Origin of the sequence: Bradyrhizobium zhengyangense, from assembly GCF_022012555.1 — a bacterium.
GTDB classification, from domain to species: Bacteria; Pseudomonadota; Alphaproteobacteria; order Rhizobiales; family Xanthobacteraceae; genus Bradyrhizobium; species Bradyrhizobium zhengyangense.
The window spans coordinates 955,847-978,778 of the sequence record NZ_JAKLTZ010000002.1 but is presented as its reverse complement, the minus strand read 5'-3'; the positions used below and the strand labels follow the sequence as shown (position 1 = coordinate 978,778).

General features: G+C 64.3%; 21 protein-coding genes. 12 read left to right on the top strand and 9 right to left on the bottom strand.

From position 1 onward, the window contains the following. Positions 1-125: 125 nt before the first annotated feature. On the bottom strand, positions 126-1,007 hold the full coding sequence (locus L6639_RS09855) for an HpcH/HpaI aldolase/citrate lyase family protein (RefSeq protein WP_237861172.1): 882 nt from the start codon (positions 1,005-1,007) through the stop codon (positions 126-128). A 110-nt stretch (positions 1,008-1,117) separates the two neighbouring features. Between L6639_RS09855 and L6639_RS09850 the strand changes: the two genes are divergently transcribed. Further along, positions 1,118-1,762 (top strand): carbonic anhydrase, encoded by a 645-nt coding sequence (locus L6639_RS09850; RefSeq protein ID WP_237861171.1) that lies wholly within the window; start codon positions 1,118-1,120, stop codon positions 1,760-1,762. Between the two features lie 180 nt (positions 1,763-1,942). Here the strand turns inward: L6639_RS09850 and L6639_RS09845 are convergent, their stop codons facing one another. Then, complete coding sequence (locus L6639_RS09845) at positions 1,943-2,977, bottom strand: aspartate-semialdehyde dehydrogenase (RefSeq protein ID WP_237861170.1); 1,035 nt, start codon at positions 2,975-2,977, stop codon at positions 1,943-1,945. A gap of 116 nt (positions 2,978-3,093) precedes the next feature. Here L6639_RS09845 and L6639_RS09840 point away from each other — a divergent pair, with 116 nt between their 5' ends. Together L6639_RS09840 and L6639_RS09835 are read left to right on the top strand one after the other, a co-directional pair. Beyond that, a complete protein-coding gene (locus L6639_RS09840) occupies positions 3,094-3,906 on the top strand; it encodes a hypothetical protein (protein WP_237861169.1) in 813 nt (270 codons plus the stop codon). Positions 3,907-4,062: 156 nt separating this feature from the next. After that, positions 4,063-4,449, top strand: coding sequence for a hypothetical protein (locus L6639_RS09835; RefSeq protein ID WP_237861168.1), 387 nt, complete (start codon positions 4,063-4,065; stop codon positions 4,447-4,449). A gap of 51 nt (positions 4,450-4,500) precedes the next feature. Here the strand turns inward: L6639_RS09835 and L6639_RS09830 are convergent, their stop codons facing one another. Together L6639_RS09830 and leuB are read right to left on the bottom strand one after the other, a co-directional pair. Continuing rightward, entirely contained in the window at positions 4,501-5,139 is a 639-nt protein-coding gene (locus L6639_RS09830; RefSeq protein WP_237861167.1) for a DapH/DapD/GlmU-related protein, read from the bottom strand. Between the two features lie 131 nt (positions 5,140-5,270). Continuing rightward, entirely contained in the window at positions 5,271-6,383 is a 1,113-nt protein-coding gene (gene leuB, locus L6639_RS09825; protein WP_237861166.1) for a 3-isopropylmalate dehydrogenase, read from the bottom strand. Positions 6,384-6,516: 133 nt separating this feature from the next. Between leuB and L6639_RS09820 the strand changes: the two genes are divergently transcribed. After that, positions 6,517-7,716 (top strand): YbfB/YjiJ family MFS transporter, encoded by a 1,200-nt coding sequence (locus tag L6639_RS09820; protein WP_237861165.1) that lies wholly within the window; start codon positions 6,517-6,519, stop codon positions 7,714-7,716. A 101-nt stretch (positions 7,717-7,817) separates the two neighbouring features. Here the strand turns inward: L6639_RS09820 and L6639_RS09815 are convergent, their stop codons facing one another. The 4 genes from L6639_RS09815 to L6639_RS09800 form a co-directional block, all read right to left on the bottom strand. After that, positions 7,818-8,600 (bottom strand): molybdopterin-binding protein, encoded by a 783-nt coding sequence (locus L6639_RS09815; protein WP_237861164.1) that lies wholly within the window; start codon positions 8,598-8,600, stop codon positions 7,818-7,820. 14 nt (positions 8,601-8,614) lie between these two features. Beyond that, on the bottom strand, positions 8,615-9,244 hold the full coding sequence (locus L6639_RS09810; protein ID WP_237861163.1) for a cytochrome b/b6 domain-containing protein: 630 nt from the start codon (positions 9,242-9,244) through the stop codon (positions 8,615-8,617). A 178-nt stretch (positions 9,245-9,422) separates the two neighbouring features. Next, positions 9,423-9,977, bottom strand: a complete 555-nt coding sequence (locus tag L6639_RS09805) for a fasciclin domain-containing protein (RefSeq protein WP_237861162.1) — start codon at positions 9,975-9,977, stop codon at positions 9,423-9,425. Positions 9,978-10,268: 291 nt separating this feature from the next. Then, positions 10,269-11,030: an SDR family oxidoreductase gene (locus L6639_RS09800; RefSeq protein ID WP_237861161.1), complete on the bottom strand. Its 762-nt coding sequence runs from the start codon at positions 11,028-11,030 to the stop codon at positions 10,269-10,271. A gap of 95 nt (positions 11,031-11,125) precedes the next feature. Here L6639_RS09800 and L6639_RS09795 point away from each other — a divergent pair, with 95 nt between their 5' ends. Then, positions 11,126-12,655, top strand: coding sequence for a malonate--CoA ligase (locus tag L6639_RS09795; RefSeq protein WP_237861160.1), 1,530 nt, complete (start codon positions 11,126-11,128; stop codon positions 12,653-12,655). Positions 12,656-12,855: 200 nt separating this feature from the next. On the opposite strand, the gene L6639_RS09790 is transcribed toward L6639_RS09795, so the two are convergent. Then, complete coding sequence (locus L6639_RS09790) at positions 12,856-13,716, bottom strand: sulfite exporter TauE/SafE family protein (protein WP_237861159.1); 861 nt, start codon at positions 13,714-13,716, stop codon at positions 12,856-12,858. Between the two features lie 518 nt (positions 13,717-14,234). Here L6639_RS09790 and sdhC point away from each other — a divergent pair. From sdhC to L6639_RS09755, 7 genes are all read left to right on the top strand, one after another. After that, positions 14,235-14,633: a succinate dehydrogenase, cytochrome b556 subunit gene (gene sdhC / locus L6639_RS09785; protein ID WP_128949040.1), complete on the top strand. Its 399-nt coding sequence runs from the start codon at positions 14,235-14,237 to the stop codon at positions 14,631-14,633. Beyond that, positions 14,630-15,034: a succinate dehydrogenase, hydrophobic membrane anchor protein gene (sdhD, locus tag L6639_RS09780; protein ID WP_237861157.1), complete on the top strand. Its 405-nt coding sequence runs from the start codon at positions 14,630-14,632 to the stop codon at positions 15,032-15,034. Before sdhC ends, sdhD begins: the two co-directional genes overlap by 4 nt. Before the next feature lie 3 nt (positions 15,035-15,037). Beyond that, positions 15,038-16,873 carry a succinate dehydrogenase flavoprotein subunit gene (gene sdhA / locus L6639_RS09775; protein ID WP_237861156.1) on the top strand — a complete coding sequence of 612 codons (1,836 nt, stop codon included), beginning with the start codon at positions 15,038-15,040 and terminating at the stop codon, positions 16,871-16,873. A 42-nt stretch (positions 16,874-16,915) separates the two neighbouring features. Further along, on the top strand, positions 16,916-17,698 hold the full coding sequence (locus L6639_RS09770) for a succinate dehydrogenase iron-sulfur subunit (protein ID WP_057752396.1): 783 nt from the start codon (positions 16,916-16,918) through the stop codon (positions 17,696-17,698). Between the two features lie 175 nt (positions 17,699-17,873). After that, complete coding sequence (locus L6639_RS09765; protein ID WP_237861155.1) at positions 17,874-20,027, top strand: hybrid sensor histidine kinase/response regulator; 2,154 nt, start codon at positions 17,874-17,876, stop codon at positions 20,025-20,027. 54 nt (positions 20,028-20,081) lie between these two features. Continuing rightward, positions 20,082-22,037 carry an ABC transporter ATP-binding protein/permease gene (locus tag L6639_RS09760; RefSeq protein WP_237861315.1) on the top strand — a complete coding sequence of 652 codons (1,956 nt, stop codon included), beginning with the start codon at positions 20,082-20,084 and terminating at the stop codon, positions 22,035-22,037. Between the two features lie 30 nt (positions 22,038-22,067). Further along, positions 22,068-22,925, top strand: coding sequence for an FkbM family methyltransferase (locus L6639_RS09755; protein ID WP_237861154.1), 858 nt, complete (start codon positions 22,068-22,070; stop codon positions 22,923-22,925). Positions 22,926-22,932 lie beyond the last annotated feature (7 nt).

Here is a 22,932-nt window from a genome sequence, read left to right as displayed (position 1 = left end):
TTCGCGCGGTCGTGATCAGAAACCGGCCCAGCCGTGCCTCAAGCAAATCGATCCATTGCGGCGTTTAAAGCCTCAAAACGACCCCTGTTCCGCACTGGCCAGATTCCCCAAGCAGACCGGCCTCCTCAGCCCTTGCTCATCGCGGCGATCGCGTCCGCGATCTCGATGGTGCGGCGCGCCATGTCGGCGTGCAGGCGTTCCACCATCGCGCCGTCGAGACGGATCGCGCCGCGCGAGACGTTTTCCGGCAGCTCGAACGCTGCGATGATCTTTCGCGCGCGCGCGATGTCTTCTTCAGGCGGCGTGAAGATCGCGTTGCAGGCTTCGATCTGCGAAGGGTGGATCAGCGTCTTGCCGTCGAAGCCGAGATCGCGCCCTTGCGCGCATTCGGTGGCGAAGCCATCAGGATTGGCGATGTCGCTATAGGGGCCGTCAAGGATCTCGAGGCCCGCGGCGCGCGTTGCCAGGATGCAGTGCGTGATCATCGGGATCATCGCGGCGCGGCCCGGCATCATCTTGACCCGCGTCTCACGCGAGATGTCGTTGGGACCGAACACGAAGCCCGCAAGACGGCACGATGGATCGCGACCGGCCTCGGCCAGCTCCTCGGCGTGCAACACCGCGCGCGCGGTCTCGATCATCGCCCAGACCTTCACGGACGGCGCGGCGCCGAGATGGGCGAGATCGCGGCCGATGGCCTGGAGATCCTCGATGCTTGAAACTTTTGGAACCAGGATTCCGTCAGGCGAGGCCTTGGCGGCCATCGCAACGTCGTCGGCCCACCATTGGGAGTCGAGGCCGTTGGTCCGGATCAGGATCTCGCGCTTACCGAACCCTTTTGCAGCGATCGCGGCGGCGATGCCATCACGCGCCACCGCCTTGGCGTCCGGGGCGACGGAATCTTCGAGATCGAGGATCAGGCCATCGGCGGCGAGATTTCTTGCCTTTTCAAGGGCGCGAGGGTTGGAGCCGGGCATGAACAGATGGCTGCGGCGCGGGCGGGTCATGCGACTTCCTTCCTGACGGCTCGGACTGGTTCTAGGTGGAGGCGATACCATCTGGCCTGCCTATTCGAAAGGCTTGTTCGCCCTACCGGTATATGATTAGGCATAGGGCCATGATCACATTCCCGAAGTCCTTGCTGGACGGCTACAACGCCTTCGCCACCAACCGGTTGCCGGCCGAGCAGAACCGCTATCGCGAACTGTCGGTGAAGGGACAGTCGCCCGAAGTGATGGTGATCGGCTGTTGCGACAGCCGCGTCTCGCCCGAGGCGATCTTCGATGTCGGCCCGGGCGAGTTGTTCGTCGTTCGCAACATCGCCAATCTGGTGCCGACCTATCAGCCCGACGCCAACGCGCATGGCGTCTCGGCCGCGCTGGAATATGCCGTCACGGTGCTGAAGGTGAAGCACATCGTCATCCTCGGCCACGCGCAATGCGGCGGCATCCGCGCCTTCGTCGACAAGATCGAGCCGCTCACGCCGGGCGACTTCATCGGCAAATGGATGCAGATGTTCATCAAGCCGGGCGAAGTGGTCGAGCAGCGCGACCACGAGACCATGGCGCAGTTCGTCGAACGCATCGAGAAGGCCGCGGTGTTCCGCAGCCTCGAAAACCTGATGACCTTCCCGTTCGTGCGCAAGGCCGTCGAGAGCGGCCAGATGCATCTGCACGGCGCCTATTTCGGCGTCGCCGAGGGAACGCTGTTCGTGCTGGACAAGGCGAGCAAGGCATTCAAGAGCGCACGGAGCGTGGTGTAATCGCCGCTCTCGTAGGGTGGGCAAAGCGAAGCGTGCCCACCACCTGTCGCAATCGGAAAAGATCGTGGGCACGGCGCTGCGCGCCTTTGCCCACCCTACGAGACCGAATTCGGTGACGTAGGGCGGATTAGCGAAGCGTAATCCGCCGCGTTTCGTTCCGCGATGACAGAAGCAGCGGAGTTACGCCGCCTGCTTCTTCGCGCTGATCAGCTTGCGGTTGATCAGCACTTCCGCGATCTGGATCGCGTTCAGCGCGGCGCCTTTGCGCAAATTGTCCGACACGCACCACAGCACGAGACCGTTCTCCACCGTCGCGTCCTCACGGATGCGGCTGATATAGGTGGCGTCCTCGCCGGCCGCTTCGTAAGGGGTCGCGTAGCCGCCGGGCTCCTGCTTGTCGATGACGAGACAGCCGGGCGCCACCCGCAGGATGTTGCGCGCTTCATCGGCGCTGATCGGATTCTCGAACTCGATGTTGACGGCCTCGGAGTGGCCGACGAAGACGGGCACGCGCACGCAGGTGGCGGAGAGCTTGATCTTGGGATCAAGAATCTTCTTGGTCTCCGCCATCATCTTCCACTCTTCCTTGGTGTAGCCGTCCTCCATGAAGACGTCGATGTGGGGGATGACGTTGAAGGCGATGCGCTTGGGGAACTTGTTCGCGATCAGCTCGCTGTTGGTGTAGACGGCCTTGGTCTGCGAGAACAATTCGTCCATCGCGTCCTTGCCGGCGCCCGACACCGATTGGTAGGTCGAGACCACGACGCGCTTGATGGTGGCCTTGTCGTGCAGCGGCTTCAGCGCGACCACGAGCTGCGCGGTCGAGCAGTTCGGGTTGGCGATGATGTTCTTCTTCTTGAAGCCTTCGGTCGCGGCGGCATTCACCTCGGGCACGATCAGCGGCACGTCCGGATCCATGCGCCAGGCCGAGGAATTGTCGATCACGACAGCGCCGGCTGCGCCGATCTTCGGCGACCATTCCTTCGACACCGAACCGCCCGCCGACATCAGGCAGATATCGACATCGGAGAAGTCGTAGTGCTCGAGCGCTTTGACCTTCAGGGTACGGTCGCCATAGGAGACCTCGACGCCGACGCTGCGGCGTGACGCCAACGCCACGACCTCGTCCGCCGGGAATTTGCGCTCATCCAGGATGTTGAGCATTTCCCGTCCGACATTGCCGGTCGCGCCGACGACTGCGACTTTGTAACCCATCGTTCACTCTCCGATGAAAAAGCCCATTCCTGAAGCTGACGCTTAAACAGGAAGAGCAGCGCTTCTATGCGAGAACCGGCCTCAAGACAACGTTGGACCATGCCTTAGGGACGTGGATGCAGTCGCCTGAGGCCGGCACGGCCGCAAACCCCACCCAGATCCATCTGGCGCTCGCCAATTTCGCCGACGAGGTGGTCGGCACGCTGGCGCGCCTGTTGGCCTATGTGGGGGTGCTGGCTTTGTTTGCCATCCTCGCGCTTGCCGGGCTCGGCCAGCTGCCTGATTTGCGCAGCGACGAGCCGACCGCAAAGCCCAGCTGGGCTATGGCTGACCGTTCGCATCCGGCCTTCGCGCTCAGCCGGATCGATTCATCTGAGAAAACAGCCTCTTACACGATTCTAAGGCACCCCGAAGGCGGCCGCCGCGACGTCATGCGCTGGGCTGGCGACGCCGACAAGCCCGCCGACAGACCTTGGGCCGAGCTCGAGATCTACCGGGAAGGCAACGAATTCGACGTGACGCGTCCGGCAGCCTCAGGCCTCGCCGCCCGGATGGGCCTGGATGCGGCCACCACGTTGGAGCAGGCCGGCCTGATCGACACCAAATTCGGCCCCGTCGCCCTGTTCCGGCCATCGGGCACGGCGGATGGGTCGCCGGCCTGCCTCGGCTACCTCAAGCGCAACGAGGAGCCGGCGCTGCAGATCTCCGGCTTCTCCTGCCAGGGCGACACCCTGCCGGCCCGGCGCGCCGCAATCGCCTGTACCCTGAACCGGCTGACGCTCCTGACCTCAGGCAACGAGCCGAAGCTGGCGGAGATGTTCGCCCATGCGGAGCTGAAGCGCCGCTCCTGTGAGCCCCAGGGGTCGTCTCAAGGCTCGGCCGACTGGCTGCTGGGCGCGGCGAATGCGCAATTGCGCGGCGCGCTCTGATCCGCATCAAGCTCAAGTGGCTGGTATCCATGCAACTTTTGCCGGCGCGCCCGATTATTCCAGCGCGGTGTGACTGAATAGACCTAGTTGCAGTGCCCCCGGCCGGGCTAGTATGGGATGAAATCGACTGGCGGCTTGCCGCCTGAAGGGGACGTGATGAGCTTCAATTTTTCTGCCGCGAACAAATTGGCGACCTTGCTTGCGGCGAGCGCCGTGATGGCCGTGGCCTTCGCGGCACCGGCGTCGGCCGACACCAAGACCAAGCAGCGCTTTGACGATCGCGGCCGGCACTATTACGGCCCGAGCGGCCCCAATGCGGTCTACCAGCAGGGCCGCACCCGTATCTACGTGAGCAAGCGCTCATGGCTCGACGGTGGCACCGAGGTCAATCCGGGCGATCGCAAGTTCAGCGATTACGCCTTCCCGCCGGCCGTCGGCTATCCCTCTTTCGCCCGCGAAAACCTCAACCGCCCGATCGACCGCCAGCCGCTGGCGACCCCGGCCGATGTCGGCGGCTATCCGCAGAATTTCCCGCTGTACTGAGCGGACGCAGCGACCGAATCAAAAGGCCGGGCTCATGCCCGGCCTTTTTGTTTACGCATTGGCCGCCGGGTCATAGCGCCGGCAAAACTCCTCGATCGCCTCGGAGCGAAAATCGGCGAGGCGCGCGAAGATGAGTTCGTCCGGCCAGTCCCACCAGGCGATGCGGCGCAGGCTTGCCGCAACGGCGTCATCGAAGCGCTTGCGGATGGGTCGCGCGGGGACGCCGCCGACGATGGTATAGGGCGCGACATCGCGGCTGACGACGGCGCCAGCGCCGATCACCGCACCGTCGCCGACGGTGACACCGGGCAGCAGGATCGCGGCGTGGCCGATCCAGACATCATTGCCGACGATGACGCGGTCGCCGCGGCGATCGGCGAAGAAGTCGCGGTCACGGCTCGCGCTCGCCTCGTAATATTCGGGGACATAGGTGAAGCGATGCTGTGATGGCCGGCCCATCGGATGATTGGGCGCGCCGATCCGCACGGAGTTTGCGATCGCGGTAAACTTGCCGATGACGGCGTCGGCGACATCGCAGGATTCGCCGAGATAGGAGTAATCGCCGAGCGCGGCATATTCGATGCGCGTGCCGGCGAGAATCTCGCAGCGCCGCCCGATCTGCGCCTCGCGCTGGCGCACCGTTTCATGGATGAAGGTTTCCGCGATCTTGGGGCGGGCTGAGGCATCCATGGGGTGGCTCCGAGAACAGGTGCCTGGGGTGGGCAAAGGCGCGTCGCGCCGTGCCCACCATCTCTCTCTGATCACAACCGATGGTGGGCACGCTTGCGCTTTGCCCACCCTACGAGAGCTGCGTCTGCCGCTTACGCGTGCAGCTTCTGCAGTTCCTTCAAAATCGCTTCGCCCATCTGTGTGGTCGAGGCAGCGGTGGTGCCTTCTGACTTGATGTCGGCGGTACGAAGACCGCTGGCGAGCACGGCCGCGATTGCCTGGTCGACCTTGTCGGCGAGCGCGCCCATATCGAAGGAATAGCGCAGCGCCATGCCGAAGGACGAGATCATCGCGATCGGGTTGGCGAGGCCCTTGCCGGCAATGTCAGGCGCCGAGCCGTGCACGGGCTCGTACAACGCCTTGCGCTTCTTGCTCTTGACGTCGACCTCGCCGAGCGAGGCCGAGGGCAGCATGCCGAGCGAGCCGGTCAGCATCGCCGCGATATCGGACAGCATGTCGCCGAACAGATTGTCCGTGACTATGACGTCGAACTGCTTCGGCGCCTTCACCAGCATCATGCCGCCGGAATCGGCGAGCTGGTGCTCGAGCGTGACGTCGGGATATTCGCGCTTGTGGACCGCGGTCATGACCTCGTTCCAGAGCACGCCCGACTTCATGACGTTGCGCTTCTCCATCGACGTCACCTTGTTCTTGCGCTTCCGCGCAAGCTCGAAGGCGACGCGGCCGATGCGCTCGATCTCATAGGTGTCGTAGACCTGGGTATCGATGGCGCGCTTCTGGCCGTTGCCAAGATCGGTGATGGTCTTGGGCTCGCCGAAATAGACGCCGCCGGTGAGCTCGCGCACGATGACGATGTCGAGGCCCTCGACCGCCTCGCGCTTCAGGCTCGAAGCGTCCGCCAGCGCCGGATAGCAGACGGCGGGGCGGAGATTGGCGAACAAAGCCAGATCCTTGCGCAGGCGCAGCAGGCCGGCTTCGGGGCGCACCTCGTAAGGCACCGCGTCCCATTTCGGGCCGCCGACCGCGCCGAAGATGATGGCGTCGGCTTCCATCGCCTTGGCCATGTCGCCCTCGGAGATCGACACCTTGTGGGCGTCATAGGCGGAGCCGCCGACAAGGCCCGTATCGGTCTCGAATTTGGCGATTCCCGCGCTATTGAGCCAATCGATCAGCCGCTTCACCTCGCCCATCACCTCGGGGCCGATACCGTCGCCGGGGAGCAGCAGCAATTTGTGGGTCGCCATATCCGTTTCCTCTGAGATCGAAATTCGGCCGGAGTGCTAGAGCGGCGTTGCGCGCTTGGCAAGACACCATTGCCGCGTCGCGGCTGTGCAAGCCGGGCAGGGCCTGCCACACTGCGGATCGCCGGAGTACCCCTTGCTCGCACCTGACCGCCCACCCGTCGCACATCCCGCGCGGCTGATCCTGACCCTGTCGCTGGCCGCAACCGTCGGGCTCGGCATCGGCCGCTTTGCCTATGCGCTGGTGCTGCCCGACATGCGCGAGGACCTCGGCTGGTCCTACTCGGCGGCCGGGTTCATGAACACCATCAACGCCGTCGGCTACCTCATCGGCGCGCTCTTGGCGTCGCGGCTGATCCAGCGTGTCGGCTGGTCAGCTGCAATCCGCGGTGGAACCGTAGCCTGCGTCGCCGCGCTCGCGACTTGTGCGCTGACGGGGAATTTCATCGCGCTGAGCCTCGCCCGCCTCGTGCTGGGCCTGGGGGCTGCGGCCGGCTTCGTCGCCGGTGGCGCGCTGGCGGCGACCATCGCGCAGTCGCGCCCGGAGCGGGCCAATTTCCTGCTGAGCTTGTTTTATGCCGGGCCCGGCATCGGCATTCTCGCCTCCGGGCTGATCGCGCCATTCACGCTGCAGCATTTCGGTCCGGGCTCATGGTGGATCGTATGGTGGGCGATGACGCTGCTCTCGATCGCGATGACCGTGCCGCTGTTCATGGTCCGGATCGAGAGCGGCGCGCGCTTTTCGGAAGGCAGCCACGGCGCCTTCGCTGTGCTTCCCGTGCTCATCTATCTCGCCGCCTACTTCCTGTTCGGCGCCGGCTACATCGCCTACATGACCTTCATGATCGCCTATGTCCGCGACGGCGGCGGCGGGGCCGCGGCGCAGGCGGCATTCTGGGGCCTGATCGGCATGAGTGCCTTCGTCACGCCATGGGCCTGGCGCCGCGTGCTCGCGCTCGATCGCGGCGGTCTCGCCACCGCCATCATCCTCGGAACCAACGCGCTGGGGGCTGCCTTGCCGATCCTCGGGCATTCGCCCGCCTGGCTTGGAATCTCGGCCGTGGTGTTCGGCGTCGCCTTCTTCGCTGTCGTCGGCTCGACCACCGCCTTCGTGCGCTTCAACTATCCGCCGGAGATGTGGCCGACCGCAATCGCGGCAATGACGATATCGTTCGGCGTCGGCCAGACGCTCGGGCCCATCGTGGTCGGCGCCATCACCGATGCGCTGGGGAGCTTGAGTTACGCGCTCAATGTGTCGGCGGCGCTGCTGGCGTTGGGCGCGGTGCTGGCATTGCTGCAGCGGAAGGTGAGGCCGGCCAAGGCACCGGTGCCGTAGGGTGGGCAAAGCGAAGCGTGCCCACGCATTTTTCGCGATCGAGAGAGATGGCGGGCACGGCGCTGCGCGCCTTTGCCCACCCTACAGCAGCGGAGCAAGCCTCAGCTTCCGCTAAACGAATTGTACCCCTGGTCTTCCCAGTACCCGCCCTTGTAGTCGTTGGTGACTTCCATCGAGACCACGTATTTCGGGTTCTTGAAGCCGAGCTTTGTCGGCACGCGGATCTTCATCGGAAAACCGTAGGCGCGCGGCAAAATCTCGTTGGCATATTTGAACGTCATCTGCGTCTGCGGATGCAGCGCGGTGCGCATGTCCAGGGGCGAGTTGTAGCCATCCTTGTCGGCGCACTGGAACCAGACATATTTGGCGCGCGTGTCGGCACCGACAAGTTTCAGGAAATCGCGCAAGGGCGTGCCGGTCCAGCTGCCGATCGCGCTCCAGCCTTCGACGCAAATGTGACGGGTGATTTGCGTGAACTGCGGCAGCTTGTAGAGCTCATCCAATGTCCACGACTTCTTGTTATCAACGAGGCCGCGCACCTCGAGCTTCCAATCCGCCGCCGAGACATCGGGCGCGTCGTCGAGATCGTAATAGGCGTTGAAGGGGAACGGCTTTGTAATCGCGCTCTCGGGGAAGGTCGGCGCCAGCGCATCAGGATTGAAGATGAAATCCTGCACGGCGTCGTTGAACTTCGAGACCTTCGCGAGCAGCGCATCGGCGGATGAGGAATCGACCACGTCGCAGCCGGTGAGCAGCGTCAGCGCACCGATGCTGGCGCCACCCGCGATGAAGCGGCGGCGGGTGAGATCGGGCATCACCTTGAGGGAGTCCTTGATCAGCAGCCGCTTGTCGACGCCGGGGATCAGGAATGAACGCTTGGCCATGGTGGATCTCCTAATCAGCGACCGATGATCATCGCGCGCAGGCTCTTCGGCACCAAGAGCGCAAGCAGCACGTGAATGACGAGGAAGGCGCAGATCGCCGCCATGCAGAAGAAATGGACGTAGCGCGCGGTCGGATAATCGCCGAACAGCTTGACCAGGTAGTACAGCTGCACCGGCTTCCACATCGACAGGCCCGAGAGCACGATCAGCACGCCGACGACGATGATGCCGGCATAGAGCACGCGCTGCACGTAATTGTAGACGGTGAGATCGTCATGGGCGAGCTTGAACGTCAGCGCCGCCCTGACGTCGTGGAGCACGCCTGACGGCGTGATCGGCAGCAATTTTTTGCGGAAGCGGCCGGACGCGAAGCCGGTGATGAGATAGGCGAGACCGTTCACCATCAGCAGCCACATCGCCGCAAAGTGCCAGAGCAGCGCGCCGCCGAGCCAGCCGCCCAGCGTGATGTCGTGGGAGAAACGGAAGTCGAACAGCGGCGAGGCGTTGTAGATCTGCCAGCCCGACATGATCATCAGGATCATGGCGAACGCGTTGGTCCAGTGCATGACCCGGACCCAGGCCGGCTGGATCGCCTTGGCGGGCTTGGCGCTGATCTCCTCGTCGGTCACTGAAAGGCTCGACATGGTGGTTCCGTCCTGAACGTCGTGTGTCAGCGATTATACGCCGGTCCGGCCGCTTTCGTTACACCAGGCGGCCATCGAATCGATGCCTGCCGGCTATGGTGGTCACAATAAAGCGAGCCGGGGCTCCCCGGCTCGCTGTTTCGCCGCATCCTCCGGGGATGAAACGGGGTATCAGGTGTTACGTCGCCGGCATCAGCACGGTGTCGACCACATGGATCACGCCGTTCGACTGGTTGACGTTGGAGATTGTCACCATCGAGGTGCCGCCCTTGGCGTCGACGATCCAGACCTTGCCGTCCTGCTTCTTGACGGTGAGTTCCTCGCCTTCGGCCGTCTTCAGCTTCTTGCCATCGGTGAGGTCGGAGGCCTCGAGCTTGCCGGGCACGACATGGTAGGTGAGGATCTTGGTCAGGGTCGCCTTGTTCTCGGGCTTGACCAGATTGTCGACGGTGCCAGCGGGCAGCTTGCCGAAGGCGGCATTGGTCGGCGCGAACACCGTGAACGGGCCCTTTCCTTCCAGGGTCGGCACCAGGCCGGCCGCCTTCACTGCCGCCACCAGCGTGGTGTGATCCTTCGAATTGACGGCGTTCTGGACGATGTTCTTCGAGGGGAACATCGCGGCGCCGCCGACCATGACGGTCTTTTCCTCGGCACGGGCGGGTGCGATGACGGTCGCGGTGATAGCCAGGGCGCTGAAGGCAGCAGCGGTGATATAGGCAATGCGCTTCGACATGGAGAAACTCCCGATTTCGATGATGACCGGCGATGGCCGGCCTTTGCGTTGGGGCAACAACGGCGTCCGCGACAGTTTGACGTGAAGCAGCAGCGCGTCGTTGGCCGAACTACGGGAGGGTTCGCTTGGGGGTTTCGAGGAATAATTTATTGTGATGGGTGAAACTATGGGGCGGCGTGTTCGTGTGGGGGGTGAAGATGTAGCCCGGATGGAGCGAAGCATAATCCGGGGCTGTCGCATACGGGTCGACTTGTCCCGGATTGCGCTTCGCTCCATCCGGGCTACGAACGACTAATCCCTGTTGTTCGGCGTCTGGATGAACCCGCGATTATGCGTCGGGCTGATCAGGAGCTCGTTGATGCACACGCGCGGCGGCATCGAGGCGATGAACGCGATGGTGCGGCCGAGATCTTCGGACTGCAGCATCTTGGCCTGCTCTTCCTCGCTCGGCACCACCGGACGCAGCTTCAGGATTGGGGTCGCGACCTCGCCCGGCATCAGGCAGCAGGCGCGCAGGCCGTTGACGCATTCGTCCATGTTGAAGGAATGGGTCAGCGCCAGCACCGCATGCTTGGTCGTGGTGTAGGCCGGGCCCGGCATCTTCGAGACGTGACGGCCGGCCCAGGACGAGACGTTGATGATCGAGCCGTCCTGCTGCTTGCGCATCGTCGGCAGCACCGCGCGCATGCAATAGAGCACGCCATTGAGATTGACCTGGACCAGCTTGTCCCAGCCGTCCAGTTCCATGTCTTTCCAGCTGCGCTTGGGGACATTGATGCCGGCATTGTTCACGAGCAGGTCGATGCGGCCGTGCTTCGCGACGATCTGATCGGCCGCCTTCTGGGCCTCGGCGGCGTTAGACACGTCCAGCGCGATGGCTTCAGCCACCCCGCCCGCCTTGGTGATCTTCGCAACCACGGTATCCAGGGCGTCTTTGCGCCTGCCCGAAACCACCACCGTCCAGCCGTCGGCAGCCAACGCCTCGGCGCCGGCCTCCCCGATCCCGCTGCCGCCGCCGGTGACCCAGGCCACGCGTTTCCCATTTTTGGTCATGCAAACTGTCTCCGTTGCTTCTTCGGGGCGGTTTTTGCTAATCCAGCCCTCGGTTTTGACCGGCCTTGTCAGTCTTGCGGTCGAGGAAATCTTGCATGAACCACGCAGCCAACGCCAACCTGTTTTCCCGCCTGTTTGACGGCCTCGACGATCCCAAGCGCCTCGCGATCGAGACACAGGACGGCGACCGGATCAGCTATGGCGACCTGATCGCGCGGGCCGGCCAAATGGCGAATGTGCTGGTGGCGCGCGGCGTGAAGCCCGGCGACCGTGTCGCGGTGCAGGTCGATAAGTCGGTCGCCAATATCGTGCTGTATCTCGGCACTGTCAGAGCCGGCGCGGTCTATCTGCCGCTGAACACCGCCTACACGCTCAACGAGCTCGACTACTTCATCGGCGATGCCGAGCCGTCGCTGGTGGTCTGCGATCCCTCCAAGGCCGAAGGGCTGGCCCCGATTGCCGCCAAGGTGAAGGCCAAGGTCGAGACGCTCGGAGCTGACGGCAAGGGCTCGCTGACGGACGCGGCCGCCAAGGCCAGCGACGAATTCGCGACGATCTCGCGGGCCAACGACGACCTCGCCGCGATCCTCTACACCTCGGGCACGACAGGCCGCTCCAAGGGCGCGATGCTCAGCCACGACAATCTCGCGTCGAACTCGCTCTCGCTCGTCGACTATTGGCGCTTCACCGACAAGGACGTGCTGATCCACGCGCTGCCGATCTATCACACCCATGGCCTGTTCGTGGCGACCAACGTGACGCTGTTTGCGCGGGCGTCGATGATCTTCCTGCCCAAGCTCGATCCTGATCTCATCATCAAGCTGATGGCCCGCTCAACTGTTCTGATGGGCGTGCCGACCTTTTACACGCGCTTGCTGCAGAATCCTTCCCTCTCGAAGGAGACGACCAAGCACATGCGCCTGTTCATCTCGGGCTCGGCGCCGCTTCTGGCCGAAACCCACCGCGAATGGTCGGCGCGCACCGGCCATGCCGTGCTCGAGCGTTACGGCATGACCGAAACCAACATGAACACGTCGAATCCCTATGACGGCGAGCGCATCCCCGGCGCGGTCGGCTTCCCGCTGCCCGGTGTCTCCGTGCGCGTGACCGAGCCCGAGACCGGCAAGGAGTTGCCGCGTGAGGAAATCGGCATGATCGAGGTCAGGGGCCCGAACGTTTTCAAAGGCTACTGGCGTATGCCGGAGAAAACCAAGTCGGAGTTCCGCCCCGACGGCTTCTTCATCACCGGCGACCTCGGCAAGATCGACGACAAGGGCTACGTCCACATTCTCGGACGGGGCAAGGATCTCGTCATATCAGGCGGCTTCAACGTCTACCCCAAGGAAATCGAGACCGAGATCGACGCCATGCCCGGCGTGATCGAATCCGCCGTGATCGGCGTGCCGCATGCCGATTTCGGCGAGGGCGTGACGGCGGTGCTGGTTTGCAACAAGGGCGCCGATGTGACCGAAGCCACCGTGCTGAAGGCGCTCGACGGACGGCTAGCCAAATTCAAGATGCCCAAGCGGGTGTTCGTCGTCGACGAGCTGCCGCGGAATACGATGGGCAAGGTGCAGAAGAACGTGCTGCGGGATAACTACAAGGATATTTACGCGAAGAAGTGAGGAGGCGCTCTCCGGACCACTGCGATGTTGTTCCGATAATGAGAGCTCGCCACTACCCAACGCACTGTCATGCCCCGCGAAGGCGGGGCATCCAGTACGCAGCGGCCCCTCGACTCAATTACTACTGTCTCTGGAATACTGGATTCCCCGCCTTCGCGGGGAATGACACCGAGGGTGTGGTAAGCGCTTCGGCCGAACGGCTATTGGCCACCCACCAGACTCATTACAAACCTGCTGCCGACGATAAACAGATAGCACCCGAACGCGACTTCCAGCGTGCGCTTCGACATCGCATGCGCGGCGCGCACGCCGAGCGGCGCCGTCACGAGGCTCATCGGCATCACCAGCACGGCGCCGATCAGCGAGACGTAGCCGAGCGCAAAGGGGATCTGCAGGGCAGCAACGCTGGGATACGTCGCAGCGGCCGGCCATCCCGCAGAGACGTAGCCGAGCGCGCCGGGGATCGAGATCAGCACGGCGAGCGCCGACGAGGTCGCGACCGCCTGATGGATCGGGCGGCCGTAGAACGTCATCAAGAGATTCGAGAACAGGCCGCCGCCGATACCCATCAGGGTCGACAGGATTCCGACGCAGAAACCGTAGACGCGCATCAACGGTCCCTTCGGCAAATCATCGCCGAGCTTCCAGGTCTCGCGTCCGAAGATAAGGCGCGCTGAAGCGGAATAGGCGACGGCGACGAACACGATCTTGAACAAGCGCTCCGGCGCGTAGCGCGCGACGACGCTTCCCGCGACGACGCCGATGACGATCGGCAGCCACCACACGCGCAGGATCGACATGTCGACCGCGCCGCGTTTGTAATGCGCCTGGAACGAGCGGATCGATGTCGGGATGATCACCGCGAGCGAGGTGCCGACGCAGAGCGGCATGCGCACGTCGAGCGGCACGCCGGCGATGCGGAAGCATTCGTAGAACACCGGCACGAGAATCGCGCCGCCGCCGATGCCGAACACGCCGGCGAGAAAGCCGGAGAGCGCGCCGACTGCAATCAGCAGCAGCGCGAGCTCGACGAGCTCCTTGATATCAAGACCTGCGATCATCAGGACCTGCCCCGCAGCTTGTCGCAACTTGTTCGATCCCCACGACGAGGCGAGCTGCGCGCGAAGCTGTAGGCGATCCGGTTTGTGCGGTCGACACGCTGCGCCGGCCGTCTTGGGTGGATTGCAGACGGCGCATATCCGCCGCCTCGTGGAAAATCGATGCGTCTCGCGGAAATAGGCGGTGGCACGCGAGCTTGTCCACGCGCTCTACGCGCCATGAACTGACTGGTTCGAACCATGACCGCCAGTCAGCGGCTTAGAGCCGTTCCAATAGCAATTTCAATGCGCCTCGACCGTCACCGCAAAAGATGAATTAATGTTCTTTTCTTCGTCGGTGCACCATCGTTCTGGTATACCAAGCCACTGATTGGCTTGTTGCATCAACGTCGTAGAGCTGAATGCCGGTTCGATTTATGGCGATTTGGTGATTGCGCAGGCGAAATCGACTCCGTAAATAGAGCCGACCTTTCGCGATCCCCGCGCGCGCCCCGCTGGGCCGCCATAAACATCAAAAGCCCATGACCGCACGGATCGAACGACCGCTTTCACCACACATGCAAATCTACCGCTGGACGTTGACGATGGCGCTGTCCATCGTTCATCGCGCCACTGGTATCGCTCTCTATGTCGGAACGCTGCTGCTGGTTTGGTGGCTGGTTGCGGCGGCCTCGGGCCCTGCCGCCTACGCCAATGTGCAGGCCTTCACCGGCAGCATCATCGGCCGGCTGATCGTGTTCGGCTACACCTGGGCGCTGATGCACCATATGCTCAGCGGCATCCGGCACTTCGTGTGGGATCTCGGCTACGGCTTCAAGGCCAATGAGCGCGAAGCGCTGACCTGGGGCGCCGCGATCGGCGGCATCGCGCTGACGGTGCTGATCTGGATCATCGCCTACGCGATCGGAGGTGGACGATGAGCGTGTCAGATACGCCGAAGCGCAGCATGCGCACCCCGCTCGGACGCGTCCGCAATCTCGGTGCCGCGCATTCCGGCACGTCCGATTTCTGGCGCCAGCGCATCACCGCCGTCGCCATGACGCTGCTGATGATCCCTGTCATCGTGATCATCATGATGCTGCTCGGCCGCAACCAGGCCGGCGCCGCGCAGATCCTCGGCTCGCTGCCGATCGCCGTGATCCTGCTGCTCTTCATCTTCGCCAGCGCCTGGCACATGAAGATCGGCATGCAGGTCGTGATCGAGGACTACGTTCATAACGAGAAGCTGAAGCTCGTCTCGATCATGCTCAACAATTTCTTCTCGATCGCCGTGGCGCTCGCCTCGACCTACGCGATCCTCAAACTGTCATCCGGAGTGTAACCCATGGCCACAGAGACGAATGGCAAGGGCAACGGCGCTCCCGGCACCAACGGCAAAGCCTATCCGATCGAAGACCACACCTATGACGTCGTCGTGGTCGGCGCCGGCGGCGCGGGCCTGCGCGCCGTGGTCGGCTGCAGCGAGGCCGGCCTGAAGACGGCCTGTATCACCAAGGTGTTCCCGACCCGCTCGCACACGGTTGCGGCGCAGGGCGGCATCTCGGCTTCGCTCGGCAACATGCACAAGGACGACTGGCGCTGGCACATGTACGACACCGTGAAGGGGTCGGACTGGCTCGGCGACCAGGACGCGATCGAATACATGGTGCGCAACGCGCCAGACGCGGTCTACGAGCTCGAGCATTGGGGCGTTCCGTTCTCGCGCACGGAAGACGGCAAGATCTACCAGCGCCCGTTCGGCGGCATGACCATGGACTACGGCAAGGGCCAGGCGCAGCGCACCTGCGCCGCCGCCGACCGTACCGGCCACGCCATGCTGCACACGATGTATGGCCAGTCGCTGCGCCATGCGGCCGAGTTCTTCATCGAGTTCTTCGCCATCGATTTGATCATGGACGACCAGGGCACCTGCCGCGGCGTCATCGCGCTCAAGCTCGACGACGGCACACTGCATCGCTTCCGCGCCCAGACCGTGATCCTCGCCACCGGTGGCTACGGCCGCGCCTATGCCTCCTGCACCTCGGCGCACACCTGCACCGGTGACGGCGGCGGCATGGTGCTGCGCGCCGGCCTGCCGATGCAGGACATGGAGTTCGTGCAGTTCCACCCGACCGGCATCTACGGCTCGGGCTGTCTCGTCACCGAGGGCGCCCGCGGCGAAGGCGGCTATCTCGTCAACTCCGAAGGCGAGCGCTTCATGGAGCGCTACGCGCCGTCGGCAAAGGATCTCGCTTCGCGCGACGTCGTCTCGCGCGCGATGACCATCGAGATCCGCGAAGGGCGCGGCGTCGGCAAGAAGAAGGACCACATCTTCCTTCATCTCGACCATCTCGATCCCGCCGTGCTCGCCGAGCGCCTGCCGGGCATCTCCGAATCCGCAAAGATCTTCGCCAATGTCGACGTGACGCGCGAGCCGATCCCGATCGTGCCGACCGTGCACTACAACATGGGCGGCATCCCCACGAACTATCATGGCGAAGTACTGACCAAGCGGGATGGCGACGACAACGCCGTCATCCCCGGCCTGATGGCGATCGGCGAAGCAGCCTGCGTCTCCGTGCACGGCGCCAACCGCCTCGGCTCGAACTCGCTGATCGACCTCGTCGTGTTCGGCCGCGCCGCGGCGCTGCGTCTGGCCGAAAAGCTGACGCCGAACGCCAAGCAGCCCGAGCTGCCGGCGAACTCGGCCGATCTCGCGCTCGGCCGCCTCGACCATTATCGCTACGCCTCCGGCGGCACGCCGACCGCAAAGCTGCGCGAAGGTATGCAGCACGTGATGCAGAACAACTGCGCCGTGTTCCGCACCGGCGAAGTGCTGAGCGAAGGCCAGAACCTGATCGAGAAGGTCCACAGCGGCATCACCGACATCGCCGTGTCCGACCGCTCGCTGGTGTGGAATTCGGATCTCGTCGAGACCCTGGAATTCGACAATCTGATCTCGCAGGCGGTGGTGACGATGAACTCGGCCGCGAACCGCACCGAGAGCCGCGGCGCGCATGCCCGCGAGGACTTCTCCGCGCGCGACGACCAGAACTGGATGAAGCACACGCTGGCCTGGCTCGACAACAAGGGCAAGGTCAAGATCGAGTACCGCCCGGTTCACGACTACACCATGACCAACGACGTGCAGTACATCCCGCCCAAAGCTCGCGTTTACTAAACGGCGCGCGTGTACTGAGCGAACAGCGAAAGCTTTATCGAAATGGTTGAATTCGCACTTCCGAAGAACTCCAAGATCACTGGCGGCAAGACCTGGCCGAAGCCCGCCGGCGCGACCGAAACGCGCGAGTTTCGCGTCTATCGCTGGAATCCCGACGACGGCAAGAATCCGAGCGTCGACACCTATTATGTCGACGTCAATGATTGCGGTCCGATGGTGCTGGACGGCCTGATCTGGATCAAGAACCACATCGACCCGTCGCTGACCTTCCGCCGCTCCTGCCGCGAGGGCGTCTGCGGCTCCTGCGCCATGAACATCGACGGCCAGAACACGCTGGCCTGCACCCGCTCCATGCACGACGTGAAGGACGGCGCGGTGAAGATCAATCCGCTGCCGCACCAGCCCGTGGTGAAGGACCTGGTCCCGGACCTGACCAATTTCTACGCGCAATACGCTTCCGTCGAGCCGTGGCTGAAGACGACCTCGCCGACGCCGCAGAAGGAATGGCGCCAGAGCCACGAGGACCGCGAGAAGCTCGACGGCCTCTACGAGTGCATCCTGTGCGCCTGCTGCTCGACCTCCTGCCCGAGCTATTGGTGGAACAGCGACCGCTATCTCGGCCCCGCCGCCCTGCTCCAGGCCAACCGCTGGGTGTCCGATTCGCGCGACGAGGCCACCGGCGAGCGGCTCGACAATCTCGAGGACCCGTTCCGCCTGTACCGCTGCCACACCATCATGAACTGCGCCAAGGCCTGTCCGAAGGGCCTGAACCCGGCCGAGGCCATCGCCGAGCTCAAGCTCAAGATGGTCGAGCGCCAGATCTAGCGCCTTTTTGATGCGACGACCCCGGCCCGAGCAGCCGGGGTACGATTTTGCGCAAAATTGACTCATCCCGCGGGACGGGCGAGTCAATGAACTACAACCTCCGGTTCCGCCAGAAGCCGCTTCCTTCCGCCCGTGAGATTCAAGTAAGCTCTCTGGTCGGGGGACCGGAGCGACCGTGCAGGGCGCACAACGCAACTCGCTGAGACTGCTGCAGTGGATGATGGCGGCATCCCTGGCGCTGCCCATTGCGCTGTTCGCCATCGCTTCCGCGATTTCCTACAATTCGACACTTGATATCGCCGATCGCGAGATCGAGCGGACGCTCGATGTCGCACATGAGCACGCGCTCAAGGTATTCGAGACCATCGACCGGAGCCTGGCCGAGCTGAACGAGGTCGTGCGCGACCTGCCGGACGACGCGATCCGGTCGCGGGAAGGCGCGCTGCACAAGCGCCTGAAGCAGCTCACCGACTCGCTGCCGCAGCTCAAATCAGCCTGGATCTTCGATGCCAACGGAAAGGCGCTGGTCAACAGCCTGGCCTCGCCACCACCGGATCAGAGCTTTGCCGACCGCGACTATTTCTATGCCCATGTCGACCAGAGCATCGGCACCTATATCGGCGCCACCTTGACGCCGCGCCTGCCCTACCAGGGCGCGCGCTTCTTCGGCGTCAGCCGCCGCCGCTCGTCCGACGACGGCAGCTTCGTCGGCGTGATCCAGGCATCGGTGCTGCCCGAATATTTCGAGAGCTTTTACGCCAGGATCGGCACCGATCCGGGCTCCTTCTTTGCGATGGGCCGCGCCGACGGCGTGCTGCTGGCGCACCTGCCGCGGCTCGACGGCGATTTCCGGCTCGATCCGAACGGCCCGGTCGGCCACAGCATCGCAACCCATCCCGATCATGGGCTGATGACCATCGCCTGGCCGACGGACGGAATCGAGCGCCGCATCGGCTACCGGCGGGTCGCCGAATATCCGATCTATGTCAGCGCCGGCCTCGAGACCTCGGCGATCCGCGCGCGCTGGCTCGCGACCATCAGCCAGCATCTGGTGTTCGGCGTGCCCGCCACCGCGCTGCTGTTCATCCTGCTGGCCTTCGCCTTCCGCCGCACGCAGCATCTCCAATTCGAAGCGGCCAAGCGGCACGAGGCCGAGGAGGCACTCAAGCACAGCCAGCGGCTGGAGGCGCTGGGCCAGCTCACCGGCGGCGTCGCGCATGATTTCAACAACCTGCTGACCGTGATCCGCGCCTCGGTCGATCTGTTGAACCGCCCGCAACTGAGCGAGGAACGGCGGCAGCGCTACATCACGGCGATCGGGGAGGCCGTCGCGCGCGCGGCCAAGCTGACCTCGCAATTGCTGGCCTTTGCGCGGCGCCAGACCTTGAAGCCCGAAGTGTTCGATGTCGGCGACCGGATGCGCTCGCTGCGCGACATGCTCGCCACGCTGCTTGGACCTGCGATCGAGATCGTCACGCAGCTGCCGACCGAGCCCTGCCTTGTCAGCGCCGATGCCGGCCAGTTCGAGACGGCCATCATCAACATGGCGACCAACGCGCGCGACGCCATGCAGGGCAAGGGCCGGATCGTCTTCACGGTCCACGCGGTGACATCCGTGCCTGATACGCTCGCGCATCTCTCCGGCAGCCAGACCTTGAAAAATCCCGGATTCATCTGCGTCACCGTCAGCGATAGCGGCATTGGCATCCCCGCGGCCCAATTGGGCCGCATCTTCGAGCCATTCTTCACCACCAAGCAGGTCGGCCAGGGCACGGGCCTCGGCCTGTCGCAGGTGTTCGGCTTTGCCCGGCAATCCGGCGGCGAAGTGACCGTCTTCAGCGAAGTCGGCCAGGGCAGCACCTTCTCGCTCTATCTGCCGCGCGTGCCGGCCGATCTGTTGCCCCGGAGCCAGGCGCCGACCACGGCCCCGGCCGTCGCCGGCAGCGGCATGTCGGTGCTGGTCGTCGAAGACAATATCGAACTCGGCAATTTCGCCGCCGACGGGCTGACCGAGCTCGGCTACAGCATCACGCTGGTCGACAACGCCACCGACGCGCTCACTGAACTGGTCGGCGATGCGGATCGCTTCGACGTCGTGTTCTCCGATGTCGTGATGCCGGGGATGACCGGGCTCGATCTGGCGCAGGCGATGTGCGATCGCTGCATCAGCGTCCCCATCGTGCTGACCACGGGCTATAGCCACGCTTTGTCCCAGGACGGCGTCGCCGGCTTCGAGCTGGTGCAAAAGCCCTATTCGATCGAGGAGCTGTCGCGGGTGCTGCACCGCGCGGCGCGGCTGAAACGGGTGCGCGACGGCGCCGCCGAGTAGACTGCGCCGCGGAACCCGAGGGAACCGGCTGATTTGACTCGCGTTACCCCGGCCATGGAGAAACCAGCCGGAAAGCGTGAAGGGGCCAAGAAGCCGCCCATCGTCGACATCAAGGGCGAGAACGGCGATGAGATCGCGCCGCCGCCGCCCGAAGTGCTCGAGCCCGATCCCGAACTTTCACCCGAAGAGGTCGAGCAGGCGCGCAAGGATTATCTCCTCACCCGCTTCTGGATCAGCGCGCGGGGCTTCTGGAGCCGCAAGGGCGACCGCCTCGCCTGGCCCTTTTCGATCGGCCTCGTCGTGCTGATCGTCCTGACCGTCGGCTTCCAATACGGCATCAATGTCTGGAACAGAGCGATCTTCGACGCCATCGAGAAGCGCGATGCGACCACCGTCTTCCACCTGACCGCCGTGTTCTTCCCGCTTGCCATCGGCAGCATCGTGCTCGGTGTCGTCCAGGTGTTTGCGCGGATGGGCATCCAGCGGCGCTGGCGCGCCTGGCTCACCAGCAGCGTACTGACACGCTGGCTCGCCAACGGCCGCTACTACCAGCTCAACCTCGTCGATGGCGACCACAAGAACCCTGAATACCGGATCGCGGAGGATCTGCGCATCGCGACCGACTCGCCGGTCGATTTTCTCGCCGGCGTGACCTCGGCGCTGCTGTCGGCCGCAACCTTCATCGTCGTGCTCTGGACCATCGGCGGCGCGCTCACCGTCACGCTCGGCGGCTCCACGATCACCATTCCCGGCTTCCTCGTGATCGCCGCGATGCTGTACGCGGCCATCGCCTCGGGCTCGATCCTGGTGATCGGCCGCCAATTCGTGCAGGTCTCCGAGGACAAGAACCAGGCCGAGGCGGATTTCCGCTACACGCTGACGCGCGTGCGCGAGAATGGCGAGAGCATCGCGCTGCTCGGCGGCGAGGAGGAAGAACGCGGCGGCATCGACCGCCATTTCACCAGCGTGCTCAGGCAATGGGCGCGGCTCGCAGGGCAACACATGCGGACCACGCTGGTGTCGCAGGGCTCGAGCCTCGTTGCACCTGTGGTACCGCTGTTGCTCTGCGCGCCAAAATTCCTCGACGGCAGCATGAGCCTCGGGCAGGTGATGCAGGCGGCCTCGGCCTTCACCATCGTGCAGAGCGCGTTCGGCTGGCTGGTCGACAATTATCCGCGGCTCGCCGATTGGAACGCCTGCGCGCGCCGCATCGCCTCGCTGATGATGTCGCTCGACGGCCTCGAGCGCGCCGAGCAGGGCGACGGCCTCGGCCGCATCAAGCGCGGCGAAACCAGCAACGATGCGATGCTGGAGCTGCACGACCTCTCCGTCACGCTCGACGACGGCACCGCCGTGGTCGGCGAGACCGAGGTGGTCGTCGAGCCCGGTGAGCGGCTCTTGGTCGCCGGCGAATCCGGCACCGGCAAGAGCACGCTGGTGCGTGCCATCGCAGGCCTGTGGCCATGGGGCGGCGGCAGCGTCAATTTCCATCCCGACCGGCGGCTGTTCATGCTGCCGCAGCGGCCCTATGTGCCCTCAGGCAGTCTGCGCCGCGCGGTCGCCTATCCCGGCGCCGAGGAGGACTGGACTGTCGAGGAGATCGGCGAGGCCCTGCACAAGGTCGGCCTCGACCATCTCAACGAGAAGATCGCGGAGGAAGGACCTTGGGACCAGACGCTGTCAGGCGGCGAGAAACAGCGCCTCGCCTTCGCGCGGCTCTTGCTGCACGACCCCGACATCGTCGTGCTGGATGAAGCGACCTCGGCGCTCGACGAGAAGAGCCAGGACAAGATGATGCAGATGGTCACCGACGAGCTGCCGAAGGCAACCATCGTCAGCGTCGCGCATCGTGTCGAGCTGGAGGCCTTCCACAGCCGCAAGATCGTGCTGGAGCGCCACAAGGGCGGCGCCAAGCTCGTCAGCGACATCGACCTGATCCCGCGCAAGGGCAAGCGCAAGCTGCTCGGGCGGTTCTTGCGGCAACGGAAACCGGCGAAGAAGGCGGCGTAAGCGCCGTTGGAGTCCCCGGCAAAACCGGCTATGCATGCGCCGCCTGCAACGAGGACCGCCTGCTTGACGCCCGACACCACCCTTTCGACCGCGCCATTCGGCGCGTTTGCGCCGAACGCAGCGCAGGCCGCGATCATCAGCCTCGTGCAGGGGTCAGGGCTGAAGCGCGGCGCGTTCCGGCCCTGGATGTCGCGACTGGTCAATCTGCTGCGCAGCGGACCGATCGACGTGCAATACCAGGGCGCTTCGTTCCGCCTCTACCACCAGGGCAGCGCCACCGAGCGCGGCGCGCTGTTCAACCCCGACTATAATATCGACGAGCTCGACTTCCTGCGTCGGCATACGCCTGGTGGCGGCACGTTCGTCGACGTTGGCGCCAATGTCGGCACGTTTGCTTTGGTGATGGCGCGGCAGGTCGGGCCATCAGGCAAGGTTGTCGCGATCGAGCCGCATCCCCTCACCTTCGGCCGTCTCTCGTTCAACCATGCCGCATCGAAAGCGACGCAGGTTCGCCTTGTGCAAGCCGCCGCGGGCGACGCCGACGGCGAGCTGATGATCGAGAGCGGCGGCGGCAATCTTGGCGCCACGCATGTCGCGACCGGCGCGGCGAGCACGGAAGCCATCAAGGTGCCGGCGCTGCGGCTCACGCGTATTCTGGACGAGGCCGGCGTGACCCAGGTCGATTCGCTCAAGATCGACGTCGAGGGCTTTGAGGACCGCGTGCTGATCGGCTTCTTTCGCGACGCGCCGCCAACGCTGTGGCCGCGCGCGGTCGTGATCGAGCATCTGTCACAAAACGAATGGCAGCAGGATTGTATCGCTGACATGGTCGCGCGCGGCTTTACCGTCGCGCGCAAGACGCGCAGCAATACATTCCTGTCACGCTAAACCACGG

Coding starts and splice junctions, on each gene's coding strand:
- leuB (WP_237861166.1), bottom strand. CDS start 6,383: ATGGCGACCCACAAATTGCTGCTGCTCCCCGGCGACGGTATCGGCCCC.
- L6639_RS09810 (WP_237861163.1), bottom strand. CDS start 9,244: ATGTCGAGCCTTTCAGTGACCGACGAGGAGATCAGCGCCAAGCCCGCC.
- sdhA (WP_237861156.1), top strand. CDS start 15,038: ATGGCCACAGAGACGAATGGCAAGGGCAACGGCGCTCCCGGCACCAAC.
- L6639_RS09805 (WP_237861162.1), bottom strand. CDS start 9,977: ATGTCGAAGCGCATTGCCTATATCACCGCTGCTGCCTTCAGCGCCCTG.
- L6639_RS09835 (WP_237861168.1), top strand. CDS start 4,063: ATGAGCTTCAATTTTTCTGCCGCGAACAAATTGGCGACCTTGCTTGCG.
- L6639_RS09770 (WP_057752396.1), top strand. CDS start 16,916: ATGGTTGAATTCGCACTTCCGAAGAACTCCAAGATCACTGGCGGCAAG.
- L6639_RS09815 (WP_237861164.1), bottom strand. CDS start 8,600: ATGGCCAAGCGTTCATTCCTGATCCCCGGCGTCGACAAGCGGCTGCTG.
- L6639_RS09850 (WP_237861171.1), top strand. CDS start 1,118: ATGATCACATTCCCGAAGTCCTTGCTGGACGGCTACAACGCCTTCGCC.
- L6639_RS09755 (WP_237861154.1), top strand. CDS start 22,068: ATGCATGCGCCGCCTGCAACGAGGACCGCCTGCTTGACGCCCGACACC.
- sdhC (WP_128949040.1), top strand. CDS start 14,235: ATGACCGCACGGATCGAACGACCGCTTTCACCACACATGCAAATCTAC.
- L6639_RS09845 (WP_237861170.1), bottom strand. CDS start 2,977: ATGGGTTACAAAGTCGCAGTCGTCGGCGCGACCGGCAATGTCGGACGG.
- L6639_RS09790 (WP_237861159.1), bottom strand. CDS start 13,716: ATGATCGCAGGTCTTGATATCAAGGAGCTCGTCGAGCTCGCGCTGCTG.
- L6639_RS09760 (WP_237861315.1), top strand. CDS start 20,082: ATGGAGAAACCAGCCGGAAAGCGTGAAGGGGCCAAGAAGCCGCCCATC.
- L6639_RS09840 (WP_237861169.1), top strand. CDS start 3,094: ATGCAGTCGCCTGAGGCCGGCACGGCCGCAAACCCCACCCAGATCCAT.
- L6639_RS09800 (WP_237861161.1), bottom strand. CDS start 11,030: ATGACCAAAAATGGGAAACGCGTGGCCTGGGTCACCGGCGGCGGCAGC.
- L6639_RS09795 (WP_237861160.1), top strand. CDS start 11,126: ATGAACCACGCAGCCAACGCCAACCTGTTTTCCCGCCTGTTTGACGGC.
- sdhD (WP_237861157.1), top strand. CDS start 14,630: ATGAGCGTGTCAGATACGCCGAAGCGCAGCATGCGCACCCCGCTCGGA.
- L6639_RS09855 (WP_237861172.1), bottom strand. CDS start 1,007: ATGACCCGCCCGCGCCGCAGCCATCTGTTCATGCCCGGCTCCAACCCT.
- L6639_RS09830 (WP_237861167.1), bottom strand. CDS start 5,139: ATGGATGCCTCAGCCCGCCCCAAGATCGCGGAAACCTTCATCCATGAA.